This window comes from Pseudomonas flavescens, from assembly GCF_013408425.1.
Taxonomy (GTDB): Bacteria; Pseudomonadota; Gammaproteobacteria; order Pseudomonadales; family Pseudomonadaceae; genus Aquipseudomonas; species Aquipseudomonas fulva_A.
The window spans coordinates 3,341,252-3,358,242 of the sequence record NZ_JACBYV010000001.1; the positions used below are offsets into that span (position 1 = coordinate 3,341,252).

15 protein-coding genes are annotated in these 16,991 nt (G+C 62.7%); 7 read left to right on the forward strand and 8 right to left on the reverse strand.

Translation table 11 applies throughout. The features are described 5' to 3' along the window. The first annotated feature begins 9 nt into the window (after window positions 1-9). From eat to eutC, 3 genes are read left to right on the forward strand one after another with little or no spacing between them, the layout of a single operon-like run. Window positions 10-1,455 carry an ethanolamine permease gene (eat, locus tag FHR27_RS14895; RefSeq protein ID WP_042556416.1) on the forward strand — a complete coding sequence of 482 codons (1,446 nt, stop codon included), beginning with the start codon at window positions 10-12 and terminating at the stop codon, window positions 1,453-1,455. Window positions 1,456-1,500: 45 nt separating this feature from the next. Beyond that, window positions 1,501-2,895: an ethanolamine ammonia-lyase subunit EutB gene (locus tag FHR27_RS14900; RefSeq protein WP_179538953.1), complete on the forward strand. Its 1,395-nt coding sequence runs from the start codon at window positions 1,501-1,503 to the stop codon at window positions 2,893-2,895. 9 nt (window positions 2,896-2,904) lie between these two features. Then, on the forward strand, window positions 2,905-3,714 hold the full coding sequence (eutC, locus tag FHR27_RS14905; protein ID WP_042556418.1) for an ethanolamine ammonia-lyase subunit EutC: 810 nt from the start codon (window positions 2,905-2,907) through the stop codon (window positions 3,712-3,714). Window positions 3,715-4,701: 987 nt separating this feature from the next. Here the strand turns inward: eutC and FHR27_RS14910 are convergent. The 8 genes from FHR27_RS14910 to FHR27_RS14945 all read right to left on the reverse strand — a co-directional run bounded on the left by FHR27_RS14910 (window position 4,702) and on the right by FHR27_RS14945 (window position 11,857). Next, window positions 4,702-5,637 carry a glutathione S-transferase family protein gene (locus tag FHR27_RS14910; RefSeq protein WP_179538954.1) on the reverse strand — a complete coding sequence of 312 codons (936 nt, stop codon included), beginning with the start codon at window positions 5,635-5,637 and terminating at the stop codon, window positions 4,702-4,704. A gap of 55 nt (window positions 5,638-5,692) precedes the next feature. After that, window positions 5,693-6,007, reverse strand: coding sequence for a GIY-YIG nuclease family protein (locus FHR27_RS14915; protein ID WP_042556420.1), 315 nt, complete (start codon window positions 6,005-6,007; stop codon window positions 5,693-5,695). Window positions 6,008-6,016: 9 nt separating this feature from the next. Continuing rightward, complete coding sequence (pcsA, locus tag FHR27_RS14920) at window positions 6,017-6,727, reverse strand: phosphatidylcholine synthase (RefSeq protein ID WP_042556421.1); 711 nt, start codon at window positions 6,725-6,727, stop codon at window positions 6,017-6,019. Between the two features lie 105 nt (window positions 6,728-6,832). Then, on the reverse strand, window positions 6,833-7,339 hold the full coding sequence (locus FHR27_RS14925; RefSeq protein ID WP_042556422.1) for a nuclear transport factor 2 family protein: 507 nt from the start codon (window positions 7,337-7,339) through the stop codon (window positions 6,833-6,835). A 360-nt stretch (window positions 7,340-7,699) separates the two neighbouring features. Then, window positions 7,700-8,461 (reverse strand): amino acid ABC transporter ATP-binding protein, encoded by a 762-nt coding sequence (locus FHR27_RS14930; RefSeq protein ID WP_042555443.1) that lies wholly within the window; start codon window positions 8,459-8,461, stop codon window positions 7,700-7,702. Window positions 8,462-8,472: 11 nt separating this feature from the next. Continuing rightward, window positions 8,473-9,573 carry an amino acid ABC transporter permease gene (locus tag FHR27_RS14935; RefSeq protein WP_042555442.1) on the reverse strand — a complete coding sequence of 367 codons (1,101 nt, stop codon included), beginning with the start codon at window positions 9,571-9,573 and terminating at the stop codon, window positions 8,473-8,475. A 12-nt stretch (window positions 9,574-9,585) separates the two neighbouring features. After that, window positions 9,586-10,764, reverse strand: coding sequence for an amino acid ABC transporter permease (locus tag FHR27_RS14940; protein WP_042555441.1), 1,179 nt, complete (start codon window positions 10,762-10,764; stop codon window positions 9,586-9,588). A gap of 64 nt (window positions 10,765-10,828) precedes the next feature. Beyond that, window positions 10,829-11,857, reverse strand: coding sequence for an amino acid ABC transporter substrate-binding protein (locus tag FHR27_RS14945; RefSeq protein WP_042555440.1), 1,029 nt, complete (start codon window positions 11,855-11,857; stop codon window positions 10,829-10,831). Window positions 11,858-12,339: 482 nt separating this feature from the next. Between FHR27_RS14945 and FHR27_RS14950 the strand changes: the two genes are divergently transcribed. The 4 genes from FHR27_RS14950 (at window position 12,340) to rhlB (ending at window position 16,889) form a co-directional block, all read left to right on the forward strand. Then, window positions 12,340-12,993 carry an alpha/beta hydrolase gene (locus tag FHR27_RS14950; protein WP_042555439.1) on the forward strand — a complete coding sequence of 218 codons (654 nt, stop codon included), beginning with the start codon at window positions 12,340-12,342 and terminating at the stop codon, window positions 12,991-12,993. Window positions 12,994-13,202: 209 nt separating this feature from the next. Beyond that, entirely contained in the window at window positions 13,203-14,141 is a 939-nt protein-coding gene (locus tag FHR27_RS14955) for a GGDEF domain-containing protein (protein WP_179538955.1), read from the forward strand. Between the two features lie 57 nt (window positions 14,142-14,198). Then, complete coding sequence (locus FHR27_RS14960; protein ID WP_179538956.1) at window positions 14,199-15,362, forward strand: dipeptidase; 1,164 nt, start codon at window positions 14,199-14,201, stop codon at window positions 15,360-15,362. Window positions 15,363-15,464: 102 nt separating this feature from the next. Further along, the gene (gene rhlB / locus FHR27_RS14965; protein WP_042555448.1) at window positions 15,465-16,889 is read left to right on the forward strand and encodes an ATP-dependent RNA helicase RhlB; all 1,425 of its coding nucleotides are present in this window, start codon (window positions 15,465-15,467) and stop codon (window positions 16,887-16,889) included. Window positions 16,890-16,991 lie beyond the last annotated feature (102 nt).

Genomic DNA, 16,991 nt, shown 5'->3' on the forward strand with positions numbered 1-16,991 from the left:
AGTCCTGAAATGTCCAAAGAGACACTCTCCACACCCTCTCAGAGTGGTGTGGAAACCGAAGCCGTTGGCGCCGAGTACTTCGCCAACCGGCAATTGAAGCAGGGCGCTGCGGGCTGGATCCTGTTGATCGGCCTCGGCGTTGCCTACGTGATTTCCGGCGACTACGCCGGCTGGAACTTCGGCCTGGCGCAAGGCGGCTGGGGCGGCATGTTCATCGCCACCCTGCTGATGGCGACCATGTACCTGTGCATGTGCTTCTCGCTGGCCGAACTGTCTTCGATGATCCCCACCGCAGGCGGCGGCTATGGGTTCACCCGTACCGCCTTCGGCCCGTGGGGCGGCTTCCTGACCGGTACGGCGATCCTCATCGAGTACGCCATCGCCCCCGCAGCCATCGCCTGCTTCATCGGCGCCTACTGCGAGTCGCTGTTCGGCATCGGCGGCTGGATCATCTACCTGGTGTTCTACGTGGTGTTCATCGGCATCCACATCCTCGGTGCCGGTGAGGCGCTGAAGCTGATGTTCGTGATCACCGCCGTGGCGGCCATCGCGCTGGGCGTGTACATCGTGGCCATGGTGCCGCACTTTCAGGTCGCCAATCTGTTCGATATCCCGGCTACCGAGGCCACTGGTGCCAGCGCCTTCCTGCCGTTCGGCTACCTGGGCATCTGGGCCGCCCTGCCCTATGGCATCTGGTTCTTCCTGGCGGTCGAAGGCGTGCCGCTGGCCGCCGAGGAAACCAAGGATCCCAAGCGCGACCTGCCACGCGGCTTGATCGGCGCCGTGCTGGTACTGCTGGTGTTCGCCGGGCTGATTCTGTTGGTCGGCCCTGGCGCTGCCGGTGCGCAGTCGCTGGTGGCTTCGGGCAACCCGCTGGTCGAGTCGCTGGTCAAGGTCTACGGTGGTTCCACCTGGATGAGCCAGTTCGTCAACCTGGTCGGCCTGGCTGGCCTGATCGCCAGCTTCTTCTCGATCATCTACGCCTATTCGCGGCAGATCTTCGCCCTATCGCGCGCCGGCTACCTGCCACGTAGCCTGTCGCTGACCAACCGCAACAAGGCACCGGTGATGGCGCTGATCGTACCGGGCATCATCGGCTTCGGCCTGTCGCTGACCGGCCAGGGCGACCTGCTGATTCTGGTCGCGGTATTCGGGGCCACCGTATCCTATGTACTGATGATGGCGGCGCACATCACCCTGCGCACCCGTCGCCCCGACATGCCCCGCCCCTATCGGACCCCTGGCGGCGTGCTGACTTCGTCGGTGGCTCTGGTGCTGGCTGCCGTGGCGCTGGTGGCCTGCTTCCTGGTCGACCTGCGCGTCGTGATCGGCGCTGCCATCATCTACGCTCTGTTCATCGCCTACTTCGCCTTGTACAGCCGTCACCATCTGGTGTCCGGTACGCCGGAGGAAGAGTTCGCCGCCATCCAGGCAGCTGAACGCTCCCTACGCTGATTGACCCCAAGTGGCCGCTGCGGCGGCCACGACAGGAGATACGCTATGGCTCGTTTTACCCACACCATCGGCAACATGACCTGGAGCTTCGACAGCCTGCGCGAGCTGATGGCCAAGGCCAGCCCGGCGCGCTCGGGCGATTATCTGGCAGAGGTCGCCGCGCAGAGCGACGCCGAACGGGCTGCGGCGCAAATGGCTCTGGCCAACGTGCCGCTCAAGCATTTTCTGCAGGAAGCACTGATTCCCTACGAAAAGGACGAGGTCACCCGGCTGATCATCGACACCCACGATGCAACTGCCTTCGCTCCGGTCAGCCACCTGACGGTTGGCGGGCTGCGCGACTGGCTGCTCGGTGAGGCTGCCGACGAAGCCTGCCTGAGCGCCCTGGCGCCGGGGCTGACACCGGAGATGGCGGCGGCCGTCTCGAAGATCATGCGTGTGCAGGATCTGGTGCTGGTGGCCCAGAAGACCCGCGTGGTTACCCGCTTTCGCAACACCATGGGGCTGCGCGGGCGGATGTCCACGCGCTTGCAGCCCAATCACCCCACCGACGATCCGGCCGGTATCGCCGCCAGCATCCTCGACGGCCTGCTCTACGGTAATGGCGATGCGATGATCGGCATCAACCCGGCCACCGACAGTGCGAGTTCGATCCGCGCCCTGCTGGACATGCTCGATGCGATCATCCAGCGCTATGAAATCCCCACCCAGTCCTGCGTACTGACTCACGTCACCAGTTCCATCGCCGCCATCGAGCGCGGCGCACCGCTGGATCTGGTGTTCCAGTCGATCGCTGGCACCGAGGCGGCCAACGCCAGCTTCGGGGTCACCCTCAAGGTGCTGCAGGAAGGTTACGAGGCCGGTCTGAGCCTCAAGCGCGGCACCCTGGGCAACAACCTCATGTACTTCGAAACCGGCCAGGGCAGCGCCCTGTCGGCCAACGCCAACCACGACGTCGACCAGCAGACCTGCGAAACCCGCGCCTACGCCGTGGCGCGGCACTTCAACCCGTTTCTGGTCAACACCGTGGTCGGTTTCATCGGCCCCGAGTACCTGTACAACGGCAAGCAGATCATCCGCGCCGGCCTGGAGGATCACTTCTGCGGCAAGCTGCTCGGCGTGCCCATGGGCTGCGACATCTGCTACACCAACCATGCCGAAGCCGATCAGGACGACATGGACACGTTGCTGACTCTGCTCGGTACCGCTGGCATCAACTTCATCATGGGTATTCCCGGCTCCGACGACGTGATGCTCAATTACCAGACCACCTCGTTCCACGATGCTCTCTACGCGCGCAAGGTGCTCGGCCTACATGTCGCGCCGGAGTTCGAGCAATGGCTGGCGCGCATGGGCATCTTCCAGCAACAGGGCGGTCAACTACGCATGGGCGACGAGCTGCCGCCGGTGTTCCGCCAGGCCCTGGCGCAACTGGCTTAAGAGGACGTCATGTCAGACAAATCCCCCGCTACCGAAAACCCCTGGCAGCAGTTGCGGCAACTGACCCCAGCCCGTATCGCCCTCGGGCGCGCGGGCACCAGCCTGCCGACTGCCGCGCAGCTGGATTTCCAGTTCGCCCATGCCCAGGCCCGTGACGCCGTGCACCTGCCGTTCGACCATGAAGGCCTGCGTGAGGAGCTGCAGGGCCGAGGGCTCGACACCCTGCTGCTGCACAGTGCCGCAACGGATCGACATACCTACCTGCAACGCCCGGATCTGGGCCGACGCCTCAACGAGGAGTCGGCCACCGCGCTGGATGGCTACGCCGCAGAAAAGGGCCGCGGTTACGACCTGGCCATCGTCATCGCCGATGGGTTGTCGTCACTGGCCGTACGCCGCCACAGCTTGCCGTTCCTGGAAAGGCTGCTCGATCAGCTGGGCGAGGAAGGCTGGACCCTGGCACCCATCACCCTGGTCGAACAGGGCCGGGTCGCGGTGGCGGACGAAGTGGGCGAACGGCTGGGGGCGAAGATGACGGTGATCCTGATCGGCGAACGCCCCGGGCTCAGCTCCCCCGACAGCCTGGGTCTGTACTTCACCTACGCGCCGCGGGTAGGCCTCAATGACGCCTACCGCAACTGCATTTCCAACGTGCGCCTGGAAGGCCTGAGTTACGGCATGGCGACCTTTCGCCTGATGTACCTGATGCGTGAGGCCTGCCGGCGCCAGCTATCGGGCGTCGACCTCAAGGACGAAGCCGAAGTGCCGACCCTGGAGGACGCCGGGCCGGGCAACTTCCTGCTGCCGGATCAGCGTTAGACCGCATTGGGCCATCGGTGTAGGCGCCTCGGGAATGGAGTATGCCCGTAATCTTTCGCGGGCATGGCCCGCTCCCACAAAGGCACAGAACAGTCACCACTTCCGATACTTTCGACTATCGCAGCAGCCGCAAGAAAGGCAGAACACAAAAAGCGAGCATGGCGCAGAACGTGTGGGAACGGGCCATGCCCGTGATCGTTTCACGGGCATGGCCCGCTTCCACAAAGGCACAGAACAGTCACCACTTCCGATACTTTCGACTATCGCAGCAGCCGAAAGAAAGGCAGAACACAAAAAGCGAGCATGGCGCAGAACCTGTGGGAACGGGCCATGCCCGTGATCGTTTCACGGGCATGGCCCGCTTCCACAAAGGCACAGAACAGTCACCACTTCCGATACTTTCGACTATCGCAGCAGCCGCAAGAAAGGCAGAACACAAAAAGCGAGCATGGCGCAGAACCTGTGGGAACGGGGCAGGCCCATGATCGTTTCGCGGGCATGGCCCGCTTCCACAAAGGCACAGAACAGTCACCACTTCCGATACTTTCGACTATCGCAGCAGCCGAAAGAAAGGCAGAACACAAAAAGCGAGCATGGCGCAGAACCTGTGGGAACGGGGCATGCCCATGATCGTTTCACGGGCATGGCCCGCTTCCACAAAGGCACATAACAGTCACCACTTCCGATACTTTCGACTATCGCAGCAGCCGAAAGAAAGGCAGAACACAAAAAGCGAGCATGGCGCAGAACCTGTGGGAACGGGCCATGCCCGTGATCGTTTCACGGGCATGGCCCGCTTCCACAAAGGCACAGAACAGTCACCACTTCTGATACTTTCGACTATCGCAGCAGCCGCAAGAAAGGCAGAACACAAAAAGCGAGCATGGCGCAGAACCTGTGGGAACGGGCCATGCCCGTGATCGTTTCACGGGCATGGCCCGTTCTCACAGGAGTAATACACAACTGTCCTGGCTCTGGCTCTAGCCCTTAAAGTCCTTTGATAGAGAATCCAAGCCGCGGGAAGTGCACATGCACGACACCAGCGCGGTCATCTTCACGGCGCAGGATCAACTCCTCGGCCCCGGCGAACAGCAGCTCGCCTTCCACGGCATCCACGCCGTAATCAATCGCCGAGATGGCGACGGCCTGCCCGCTGACAAAACCATTCGGGTCAGTAAACACCTCGTCCGGCAGCGGCGATGGCGTGGCTTCGCGCGCCACCCTGATGGCCTCCTCGCTGCTCAACGGCTCGGGCTTGCCGTGCCCACGTGCCAGCACCCGATCCAGCCAGGCGGCGACGGCCGGGTAGCCATCGACCAGGGGCGAGGTCACCGGCGTCGCACGCAGGAACCACAGCGGGTGAGCCATGGCGATATCGGCCAGGCTCGGCTCACCGAACAGGAAGTCAACACCGCTCGCCTCCAACTGAGCCTGCAGACGTGCCATAAACGCCGGCCACTGGTGCTTGGCCTGCTCGGCGGGCAAACGGCTGGCCTGACCACCGGCGAACAGCTTGGCGCGGTCGGCGATGAAGGCCTGGACGAACTCCGGGGGTGCCTTGGCGAAACGCACGGCGATGGACTCGGGCTGGAACACCAGGCTGACCGCATGCTGAAACACCACCGAGTCGGCCCATTGCGCGAAGGCGGCGATGGCGAACGCCCGATTGCCCGGCAACAGCGCCGGCTGCGGCTGAAGGGCTTCGAGACGACGCGCGATCAACGCGGTGTCGCAATAGATATCGGCACCGATCTGCAGCACCGGGGTCTTGCGATAACCTCCCGTCAGGGCGGTGAGATCCGGCTTGGGCATCAGCGGTGGAATCTGCACCGAGCGCCAGGCCAGGTCCTTGAAGCCCAGCAACAGGCGCGCCTTTTCAGCGAAGGGCGACGTGGGGTAATGGTGCAGGATGAGCTCAGACATTGCAGACCTCCGGGAACGGGTAAGGCCTGCAGCTTAACTCAGCTTGCTGCTGGTACTAGACAGAACCCATTGGGGCTGATGAGTGCTCATCAAGGACATGCATCAGGCTACCGGTGGCCACCAGCGCTTCCTTGGCGCCTTTGCCCAGTCGCTTGATCGCCCGCTCGCGGCGCAGGGCATCGCCCTTGCCGATACAGCTTTCGCTGTAGACCAGGGCCACTGCCGGGCTGGAAAAGAAGAAGCGAGCGCCCTTGCCACTTTGGTGCTGGGCGAAACGGCGCAGTGGATCGTCACTGATGCCGCAGTAGAGCGCGCCATTGGCGGCGCGCACCAGGTAAACGAACCAGACCTTATCCGGCGTAACGCTCATTGCCGGCGATCAGGCGAACCATTCGCGGGCAGAGCGCCACACGCACATGCCGACGAAATACGCCGAAGACAGGCCCCACAGCGCCAGCAGCCAAACCGGCTGGGTCGGGAACTGGATGATCAACCCGGCACAGGCGAACATCCAGATCATGGTCACGGCGATGTTCAACGGCATGAACTGCTTGACCCGGAACGGGTGCAGGAACTTCATGCGAGTCAGTGTCAGGCCCGCCAGCACCATGATGACCAGGAAGGTCACCCACGGCTCGAAATCCAGCAGATAGAGGTACACCACCACCACGTTCCACGCCGCCGGGAAGCCGACGAAGTAGTTGTCCTTGCTCTTCATGTTGACGTTGCAGAAGCAGAACAGCGACGACAGCAGAATGATGCCCACCGACAGCAGCAGCGTGTACTCGGGCAGCGGGATGAAGCGATAGACGAAGATCGCCGGGATGAATACGTAGGTGAGGTAGTCGATCACCAGATCGAGGGTCGAACCGTCGAAATGCGGCAGTACCACCTTGACGTCGTACTTGCGCGCCAGGGTGCCGTCCAGGCCGTCGACCAACAAGGCAAGCCCCAGCCACAGCAGGCAGCTTTCCGCCCTCCCCTCGATCAGCGCGAGCAGCGCCAACATGCCAAGGATTACCCCGCTGGCGGTTACCGCGTGAACGCTCCATGCCTTGGCTTTACTGGGTGATAGCGACATAACACTCATGATCGAAATACTCTGGTAGACGGACTTTCACGCAACGAACGGAGCCTTTACATGCACTCAGCCATTCATCGATGAACATTCAGACCGAGAAGCCTACCACTCCGTTCAGCTGCGCGCCTCTACGCCGTGCTGCCCGTCTGACGCACGGGAGGCCTGAAACTGCCGCAGACCGTTCCTGGCCTGCCTGCGCACGGTGTTTTTCAGCAGCGGCGTCCAGCCGATGAGCATGCCCTGAAAACCCAGCGCCTGAGCGGACCAGCGCCACATATCGAACTGATCACGGTGTTCGACGATCAGCCCGTCACGAATCACGAACGACGCCTGGATGCGGTTCACCACGGTGCGGCCGGTCTGGCTGAACAGGTAAGTGGCCACCCAGTTGGCGCTACCACCATTGGCATCGGCCTGCACATCGCTGAAGGTCAGGGAGAACTGCTTGGCCCGGGTGGTCAGCATGCGCCACATGTCCGCGGCATCGTCACCGGTGAGCGTGCCGAATGCCGGGTCACTGAAGCTGACATCAGGCGCATAGCAACTCGCCATGCGCTCGGCATCCAGTTGCTGGAAGGCCTGGTAGAAACGGGTGATCAGATCGGCATTCGGGTGAGACATGGCTGAGCTCCTTGGCGATACGCAGAGTATCGCCGCAAAACGCCGATCCGACGATGGGCATATCGGCCATTGATACGCCCTTATCAGAACGCAAAAGGGAGCCCTGCGGAGGCTCCCTTCTACTAGCAAGAACGCGCTTTCGATCCAGCGAGCTAGAGTCCTGCAAGACCTGGGCTGCCCCGCGAATACAGGCGAGGAAGCGGACTGGGCTCGCATGCGAGTGTACGCTCGTGCATGAGCACAACTCGCTTCGCTCGCTCCCCCGGGGCCGCCCTAAAGCGCGTTAGCCGCAAGCGGCTTTCCGACTGGGCTGGCAATCCAGTCCGTCTCCTACGCCGCAGCGGCCTCGTAAGTTCGTTCTCAGTGCAGGATCTGCCCGAGGAACAGCTTGGTGCGCTCGTTCTGCGGATTGTCGAAGAAGGCATTGGGCTCGGCCTGTTCGACGATCTCGCCCTTGTCCATGAAGATCACCCGATCCGCCACGGTACGGGCGAAGCCCATTTCGTGGGTCACGCAGAGCATGGTCATGCCGTCCTGAGCCAGGCCGATCATGGTGTCGAGTACTTCCTTGACCATTTCCGGGTCGAGCGCCGAGGTCGGCTCATCGAACAGCATGATCTTCGGCTTCATGCACAGGGCACGGGCAATGGCCACACGCTGCTGCTGACCACCGGACAGTTGCCCCGGGAACTTGTGGGCCTGTTCCGGAATGCGCACGCGCTCGAGGAAGTGCATGGCGATTTCCTCCGCCTTGCGCTTGGGCATCTTGCGAACCCACATCGGCGCCAGCGTGCAGTTCTGCAGCACGGTGAGGTGCGGGAACAGGTTGAAGTGCTGGAACACCATGCCCACTTCGCGGCGCACGGTTTCGATGTCCTTGAGGTCACGGGTCAGTTCGGTGCCATCGACCACGATGCGACCGGCCTGGTGCTCTTCCAGACGGTTGATGCAACGGATGGTGGTGGACTTGCCCGAGCCCGACGGGCCGCAGAGCACGATACGCTCGCCCTGACGCACGTCGAGGTTGATGTCCTTGAGTACGTGGAACTGCCCGTACCACTTGTTCACGCCCTGCAGCTGAATGATCGGCTCGGCGCTGGGTTGCTTGTTTGCTTCGCTCATCTAAGTGACTCCTAACGCTTGTGGCCGGTATCGAGCTTCCGCTCCAGATGGAGGGAGTAGCGGGACATGCCGAAACAGAAAATCCAGAAAATCAGGGCAGCGAACACATAGCCCTCGGTCGCCATGCCCAGCCACGCCGGGTCGGCAGCCGCCTGCTTGACGCTGTTGAGCAGGTCGAACAGGCCGATGATGATCACCAGGCTGGTGTCCTTGAACAGGGCGATGAAGGTGTTGACGATGCCCGGAATCACCAGCTTGAGCGCTTGCGGCAGGATCACCAGACCCATCATCCGCCAGTAGCCCAGGCCCATGGCGCCGGCCGCTTCGTATTGCCCTTTGGGAATCGCCTGCAGACCACCACGTACCACTTCGGCGATGTAGGCCGACTGGAACAGGATGACCCCGATCAGCGCCCGCATCAGCTTGTCGAAGCTCATGCCCTCGGGCAGGAACAGCGGCAGCATCACCGAGGACATGAACAGCACGGTGATCAGTGGAACGCCACGCCAGAACTCGATGAACGTCACGCAGACCACGCGCACCGCCGGCATGTTGGAGCGGCGCCCCAAAGCCAGCAGAATGCCCAGCGGCAATGCACCGGCGATACCTACCGCGGCGATCACCAGAGTCAGCATCAGGCCGCCCCAACGGCTGGTCGGCACGGTTTCCAGGCCGAACACACCGCCATGCAGCAGGCACCAGGCAACCACCGGGTAGATCACCAGGAAGCCGATGCCATAGAAGGCCTTGCGCGGGAAGCGGGAAATGAACAGCGGTGCCGCACCGACGATCGCCAGAACCGCGGTCAGGTCCACGCGCCAGCGCAGTTCACTGGGGTAGAAGCCATACATGAACTGGCTGAAACGCGCCTGGATGAACACCCAGCAGGCGCCTTCCTTGGTGCAGTCGGCGCGGGTGGTGCCCACCCAGTTGGCGTCGATGAACGCCCACTTGAGCAGCGGCGGCACCATCAGCCAAACGAGGTAGATGGCGAAGAAGGTCAGCGCCGTATTGAGCCAGCTGGAGAACAGATTGCTGCGCATCCAGGCGACCACACCAACACTGGAGCTGGGTGGCGGCTGATCCGGTTTGAAAATATGGGTTGTGCTCATTGCGCTAGGTCCTCACCGCTCGATCAGCGCGATGCGCTTGTTGTACCAGTTCATCAGCAGGGAAATGCTGATACTGATCGCCAGGTACACGCTCATGGTGATGGCAATCACCTCGATGGCCTGGCCCGTCTGGTTGAGTACCGTACCGGCGAACAGCGACACCATGTCCGGGTAACCGATACCGGCGGCCAGAGAAGAGTTCTTCGCCAGGTTCAGGTATTGGCTGGTCAGCGGCGGAATGATGACCCGCATGGCCTGGGGAATGATCACCTTGCGCAGGGTCGGGCCCGGGCGCAGCCCCAACGAGCGAGCGGCTTCGGTCTGCCCGTGGCTGACCGAGTTGATCCCGGAGCGCACGTTCTCGGCGATGAAGGCCGCGGTGTAGACGGTCAACGCGATGGTCAGCGCCAGCAGTTCCGGGATCATCACCCAGCCGCCGACGAAGTTGAAGCCCTTGAGCTCCGGTACCGACCAGTGCAGCGGGCTACCGAACACCAGCGCGAACAGCGTGGGAATGACGATCGCCAGCCCCAGGCCAGCCCAGAACTTGTGGAATGGCACGCCGGTGGCTTCGAAGCGCTTGTTGGCCCAGCGGGTCATCAGCACGATGGCGACCAGGGTCACCACCAGGCCGGCCACGAACGGCCAGAAAGCCCCCGTCGCCTCGGCAGCCGGCATGTTCAGGCCGCGGTTGCTGAGGAAGAAGCTTTCGCCGATGCTGATGCTGGCACGCGGTCCCGGCAGCGGCAGCAGCACGGCGAAGTACCAGAAGAGAATCTGCAGCAACGGCGGAATGTTGCGGAACACCTCGATGTAGACGGTCGCCAGCTTGCTGATCATCCAGTTCGGCGACAGTCGCGCGATACCGATGAGGAAGCCGAGGAAGGTAGCCAGCACGATACCGATGAAGGACACCAGCAGCGTGTTGAGCAGGCCGATGACGAAGACGCGGGCATAGCTGTCCGCTTCGGTATAGCTGATCAGGTGTTGGGCGATGCCGAAACCGGCACTGCGCTCGAGAAAGTCGAAGCCGGACGTGATGCCCCGGTGTTGCAGGTTGGTCTGTGTGTTGCTGAACAGGAACCACCCCATTGCGACCACGGCCACAACGGTAATGATCTGGAATAGCCAGGCGCGCACACGTGGATCGCTGAGGGAGAACCCCTGCGGTGCGCCGATGTTTTTCTGCATGGGAATGCCCCAGGTATAACGGAACGAAAATCGCCCGGCAGCCGGCTGCCGGGCGACAGGTCAATCAACGCACTGGAGGAGCGTAGTGCAGACCGCCTTTGTTCCACAGAGCGTTCAGACCACGCTCGATTTTCAGCTCGCTGCCCTTGCCGATGTTACGGTCGAAGACTTCGCCGTAGTTACCGACCTGCTTGACGATCTGGACGACCCAGTCCTTCGGCAGTTTCAGATCCTTGCCGTACTCACCGTCGGCACCCAGCATACGGGCTACGTCAGGGTTCTTGGTTTCCTTGGCCAGGGCTTCGACGTTCTTGGAGTCGACACCCAGCTCTTCGGAGTTGAGCATGGCGAACAGGGTCCATTTGACGATAGCCATCCAGTCTTCGTCGCCACGACGAACCAGCGGGCCCAGCGGCTCCTTGGAGATCACTTCCGGCAGTACTACCCAGTCATCCGGCGCGCCCAGCTTGATGCGCTGTGCGTACAGCTGCGACTGGTCGGAGGTCAGTACGTCGCAACGACCAGCTTCCAGGGACTTGGCGCTTTCGTCGGAGGTGTCGAAGGTGATGGGGGTGTACTTCAGGCCGTTCGAGCGGAAGTAGTCGGAGACGTTCAGCTCGGTGGTGGTGCCTGCCTGGATACAGATGGTCGCGCCATCCAGTTCCTTGGCACTGGCAACGCCCAGCTTCTTGTTAACCAGGAAGCCGATACCGTCGTAGTAGGTCACGCCGGTGAATACCAGACCCATGCCGCCGTCGCGGGAGCTGGTCCAGGTGGTGTTGCGCGAGAGCACATCGACTTCACCGGACTGGATCGCGGTGAAACGCTCCTTGGCGGTCAGCGGGCTGTACTTGACCTTGGTCGCGTCACCGAACACCGCTGCGGCCACACCGCGGCAGATGTCGACGTCGATACCCTGATAGTTGCCCTTCTCATCCGGTACCGAGAAGCCAGGCAGGCCATCGCTGACGCCGCACTGTACGAAACCTTTCTTCTTGACTGCATCCAGGGTAGCACCGGCATGAGCCATGCCTGCTGCACCCAGAACGGCGGCGGCGGTCAACATCGCCAGGGTGGTTTTAACCATCTTCATTGAACATTCTCCGGTTGCTTTTGTTGTGTTGGAGTCTCAGTCGGATCGCCGTACCCTTTTGGGGCATGTCGTCACTGTAGGCAGCGACAGTGTAGACCGGTGACCAGACCTCGGTGCGAATGCCGTGGCCTATTCGAAAAGTAGGTCATCGACGCTTGCACCAGCCCATTGGTGAACGGGCCCGAGACGGATCGCGAATTTGCACATCGACAGGCATGCAGCGCCCGGCGAACCTTTTGGAAACCCCATCAAATCGGCTTTCCCGTCTGCTCCGCGGCTCGGAGCGGTGTTACCACGCCAGGCCGACGACATCAGTCTCAGGCTCTATAGCAAAGGCCATACCACACGGTGATTTTGCCCGCGAGATAGGCGGGTCAAGGGGGCAAACTTGTAATCTTGCGACATCTTGTTCACGGATCAGTACAGTGACGAAAAACAGTTACGCACCAAAATAACGCACAGGCCCCATATTGGAGCAACACATGGATACCACATTGCTACTGCAGCCCCCACTTCCCGCCGATTCATGCGTCATTTGGCTGCACGGTCTGGGTGCAGATCGCTTCGATTTTCAACCGGTCGCCCAGGCGCTGCAGCAATCGCTGCGCAGCACCCGTTTCGTACTGCCCCAGGCGCCCACTCGCGCAGTCACCGTCAACGGCGGCTACGAGATGCCCAGCTGGTACGACATTCTCGCCATGAGCCCGGCCAGGGCGATCGATCGGGAGCAGCTCGAACAGTCGGCCCAGCAGGTGATCGACCTGATCGAGGCGCAGCGCAACGAAGGGATCGACCCGGCCCGCATCTTTCTCGCCGGCTTTTCCCAAGGCGGCGCGGTGGTGCTGCATACCGCCTTCCTGCGCTGGCAGGGCCCGCTCGGCGGCGTCCTGGCGCTGTCCACCTACGCCCCGACCTTTGCCGAGCAGGTGCAACTGAGCGACCTGCAGCGTGCGATACCGGTGTACTGCCTGCACGGCAATCAGGACGGCGTGGTGCTGCCACCCATGGGCCGCGCCGCTCACGACTGGCTGCTGCAGCATGATGTCACCGTGACATGGCAGGAGTATCCCATGGGCCACGAAGTGTTACCGGAGGAAATACGCGACGTCGGCGTTTGGCTGGCGGCCCGTCTATAACGCCGGTTTGCGCGGGGCCAGGCCTGTGACCCAGGTCACAGTCCACGCGCCGCCTGTCGTCGTCGAGGCGCAAGAGCATTGTCAGTCCTCGGGCCGACGGATACTGTCAGGGTAATGAGGCCCGTCCATTCACCATGAATGGGGTCATTGACCCAGGGAGCGTTAGCGGTGCCGATCGTTAGTCGTTTTCGAGCAAGGATGCTGATGCCATGAAGGCAGCCCAATGGCAGACCGATCTACAGCAGATCCGACAACTGCGCCTGTTCAACAATGTTGCACTCGGCAGCCTGACACGGCTGCTGGATTCCTTTCGTGCCTGCGATCTGGACACCGGCGAAGTGCTGCTCTCGCCGTTCGACCGCAACCAGTACCTCTATATAGTCGTCAACGGCAGCCTCAAGGTTTATCTGGGCTCGCTGGACAATCAGCCGGTCACCACCCTGCACTCGGGTGATTGCGCCGGCGAAATCAGCTTCATCGACAACGAGCATCCCAGCGCCTACGTGGTGGCCAACGAGCCGAGCAGCGTGCTGCGCCTGCACCGTGATGCACTGACCACGCTGTTCCAGCAATCGCCGCAGATGATGCACAACCTGCTGGAAGTGCTGTGCAGCCGCATGCGCCAGGGCAATCGGCAACTGATCGACAGCGAGCAGAACGCCAACGTCGACAAACTCACCGGGGCCTTCAACCGGCGCTGGCTGGAGCACGTGTTCGAACGCGAACGCACCCGTTGCCTGTTCAGTTGCCAGCCCCTGAGCCTGCTGATGCTCGATGTCGATCACTTCAAGGATTACAACGATCAGCACGGCCACCTGGCTGGCGACTATGCCCTGTGCCTGGTCGCCCACACCCTGCGTCGACAGCTGCGCCCCCGTGACAGCCTGGTGCGTTTCGGGGGTGAGGAATTCGTCGTGCTGCTGCCTGAGCTGAACCTGAAACAGGCAGTGGACATCGCCGAGCGTCTGCGCGAGAGCCTGGAGCAGATCGGCGCCTTTTACTCGCCGCTGGGCGCCCAGCCCGGTGTGACGATTTCCCTGGGGCTGACCCAGATGCAGCCCAAGGACAGCCTGACCAGCCTGATCGCCCGTGCCGACAAGGCCCTGTACCGGGCCAAGGACGAAGGCCGCAACCGCCTCTGTCACTGAAATGCCGTCACCGCGTGGCATGCTGTTCGGGCCCATACCTTTGCGTGGATGCCCCCGATGCGTAAACGCCTGCTGATCGCTCCGATTGCCCTGATCGTCGCTGCCGGCGTGTTCTTCACGTTGCCCAGCATCCTCGACCGACACATGAACAGCGTCGAATCACCTGCGCCCTACCCTGCCGGAGAGGCCGCCACCCGCCTGCACGACACCCTGTTCATCGCCGACCTGCACGACGACGCGCTGCTCTGGGAGCGAGACTTGCTCAAGCGCTACAGTTACGGGCACTCGGATCTGCCGCGCATGCTCGAAGGCCGCGTCGGCCTGCAGGTGTTCTCCACCGTGACCAAATCGCCACGCGGGCTGAACTACGAGAGCAACGCTGCCGATAGCGACACCATCACGCTGCTCGCCATGGCCCAGCGCTGGCCTCGGGCGACCTGGAACAGCCTGCTGCAGCGCGCCCTCTACCAGGCCGAAAAGCTGCGCGAGGCGACCGCAGGCAGCGATGGTCGCATGGTGCTGATCAGGAGCAGAGCCGACCTGGCCACCTTCCTGCAGGCCTGGAACGAGGACCCGCGTCGCGTCGCCACCCTGCTGGCCACCGAGGGCCTGCACCCGCTCGAAGGGCAGCTGGATAACCTCGACCGTCTCTACGACGCAGGTTTCCGCATGGCTGGCCTGACTCACTTCTTCGACAACGAGGTCGGCGGCTCGGCCCATGGCCTGGCGAAGGGTGGCCTGACACCGCTGGGCCGGCAGGTGATCGCCCGCCTCGAAGAGAAATCCATGCTGATCGATCTGGCTCACGCCTCGCGCCCCTTGATGGATGATGTGCTGGCCATCGCCAAACGCCCGCTGCTGGTCTCCCACGGCGGCGTCGAAGGCACCTGCCCCGGTACCCGCAACCTGAGCGACCGGCACCTGCGCGCCATTGCCGCCACCGGCGGGGTGATTGGCATCGGTTACTGGGACACGGCCGTGTGTGCCACCTCGGTGGCTGCCATCGTCAAGGCGATTCGCTACACCGCCGACCTGGTGGGCGTGCGCCATGTGGCCCTGGGCTCCGACTTCAACGGCACCATCCACGCCCCGTTCGACGTGACCGGGCTCGCCCAGCTGACCGAGGGCCTGCTCGGTGCCGGCTTCAGCCGCCAGGAGATCGCCGCGATCATGGGCGGCAACGTGCAGCGCCTGCTGCTCGCCAGCCTGCCGGCAGGCTGATCGCAAAGCCCGCAATGACGGTATCCGCAGGGTACTTCGCCCTGCGCGCGTCTTGCTTTACACTGGCTGTCGTTCATTCCTTAATCAACCGACGAGATGACCGTGCTCAAAGCACTCAAAAAAATATTCGGCAAAGCCGAAAATGAGCCACACAGCTCAGTCTCCCCGACCATCGAGCCCTCCCCGCCACCCGCCAGCCCAGCTCGCGAGGAACGCCCACCGAGGCCACCGAAAGCGTCGGCTCCCGTTGCCCCGAAACCCCAGAGCAAACCCGCGAAACCTCGCCGAGAGCGCGCACCCAAGCCGGTCGACACCTGGAAGCTCGAAGATTTCAAGGTCGAACCAGCCCCTGGCAAGACCCGCTTCCACGACTTCAAGCTGTCCCCGGACCTGATGCATGCCATTCATGATCTGGGCTTCCCCTACTGCACGCCGATCCAGGCGGGCGTACTGGGTTACACCCTCAAGGGCCGCGACGCCATCGGCCGCGCCCAGACCGGCACAGGCAAGACCGCCGCCTTCCTGATTTCGATCATCACCCAGCTGCAACAGACCCCGCCGCCGAAAGACCGCTACATGGGCGAGCCGCGGGCCCTGATCATCGCGCCGACCCGCGAGCTGGTGGTGCAGATCGCCAAGGATGCGGCCGAACTGACCAAGTACAGCGACCTGAACGTCATGAGCTTCGTCGGCGGCATGGACTTCGACAAACAGCTCAAGCTGCTCGAATCACGCTTCTGCGACATTCTGGTCGCCACCCCGGGCCGCCTGCTGGACTTCAACCAGCGCGGTGAAGTCCACCTGGACATGGTCGAGGTCATGGTGCTCGATGAAGCCGACCGCATGCTCGACATGGGCTTCATCCCGCAGGTCCGGCAGATCATCCGCCAGACCCCGATGAAGGGCGAACGCCAGACGCTGCTGTTTTCCGCCACCTTCACCGAAGACGTGATGAACCTGGCCAAACAGTGGACCACCGATCCGGCTATCGTCGAGATCGAACCGGAAAGCGTCGCCAGCGATACCGTCGAACAGCATGTCTACGCCGTCGCCTCGGCAGACAAGTACAAGCTGCTCTACAACCTCATCGCTCAGAACGACTGGATCCGCGTGATGGTATTCGCCAACCGCAAGGACGAAGTACGGCGCATCGAAGAGCGCCTCACCCGCGATGGCATCAGTGCCGCGCAGATGTCCGGCGACGTGCCGCAGCACAAACGCATCAAGGTGCTCGAAGGCTTCCGTGAGGGCAGCATTCGCGTGCTGGTCGCCACCGATGTGGCGGGCCGAGGCATCCACGTCGATGCCATCAGCCACGTCATCAACTTCACCCTGCCGGAAACGCCGGATGACTACGTGCACCGCATTGGTCGTACCGGTCGTGCGGGCACCAGCGGCACCTCGATCAGCTTCGCCGGCGAAGACGACGCTTACGCGCTGCCAGCCATCGAAGCGCTGATGGGCCGCAAGATCGCCTGCGAAATGCCGCCAGACGAACTGCTCAAGCCCGTACCGCGCAAACACTGACAGCAACGCTGGCCCGCCATTCGGCAGCCAGCCCGCCAGGGTGGCCCAGCGCCCTGGCCCACCGACCAGAGCGTGACGCACGCCAATGGCCGACAGGGCGCC

What these genes read in the sequence shown, in the direction of transcription:
- FHR27_RS14915 (WP_042556420.1), bottom strand. Translation starts at nt 6,007, where the DNA reads ATGAGCGTTACGCCGGATAAGGTCTGGTTCGTTTACCTGGTGCGCGCC.
- FHR27_RS14950 (WP_042555439.1), top strand. Translation starts at nt 12,340, where the DNA reads ATGGATACCACATTGCTACTGCAGCCCCCACTTCCCGCCGATTCATGC.
- FHR27_RS14910 (WP_179538954.1), bottom strand. Translation starts at nt 5,637, where the DNA reads ATGTCTGAGCTCATCCTGCACCATTACCCCACGTCGCCCTTCGCTGAA.
- FHR27_RS14945 (WP_042555440.1), bottom strand. Translation starts at nt 11,857, where the DNA reads ATGAAGATGGTTAAAACCACCCTGGCGATGTTGACCGCCGCCGCCGTT.
- eat (WP_042556416.1), top strand. Translation starts at nt 10, where the DNA reads ATGTCCAAAGAGACACTCTCCACACCCTCTCAGAGTGGTGTGGAAACC.
- FHR27_RS14930 (WP_042555443.1), bottom strand. Translation starts at nt 8,461, where the DNA reads ATGAGCGAAGCAAACAAGCAACCCAGCGCCGAGCCGATCATTCAGCTG.
- FHR27_RS14900 (WP_179538953.1), top strand. Translation starts at nt 1,501, where the DNA reads ATGGCTCGTTTTACCCACACCATCGGCAACATGACCTGGAGCTTCGAC.
- FHR27_RS14955 (WP_179538955.1), top strand. Translation starts at nt 13,203, where the DNA reads ATGAAGGCAGCCCAATGGCAGACCGATCTACAGCAGATCCGACAACTG.
- FHR27_RS14960 (WP_179538956.1), top strand. Translation starts at nt 14,199, where the DNA reads ATGCGTAAACGCCTGCTGATCGCTCCGATTGCCCTGATCGTCGCTGCC.
- FHR27_RS14925 (WP_042556422.1), bottom strand. Translation starts at nt 7,339, where the DNA reads ATGTCTCACCCGAATGCCGATCTGATCACCCGTTTCTACCAGGCCTTC.
- FHR27_RS14940 (WP_042555441.1), bottom strand. Translation starts at nt 10,764, where the DNA reads ATGCAGAAAAACATCGGCGCACCGCAGGGGTTCTCCCTCAGCGATCCA.
- pcsA (WP_042556421.1), bottom strand. Translation starts at nt 6,727, where the DNA reads ATGAGTGTTATGTCGCTATCACCCAGTAAAGCCAAGGCATGGAGCGTT.
- eutC (WP_042556418.1), top strand. Translation starts at nt 2,905, where the DNA reads ATGTCAGACAAATCCCCCGCTACCGAAAACCCCTGGCAGCAGTTGCGG.
- FHR27_RS14935 (WP_042555442.1), bottom strand. Translation starts at nt 9,573, where the DNA reads ATGAGCACAACCCATATTTTCAAACCGGATCAGCCGCCACCCAGCTCC.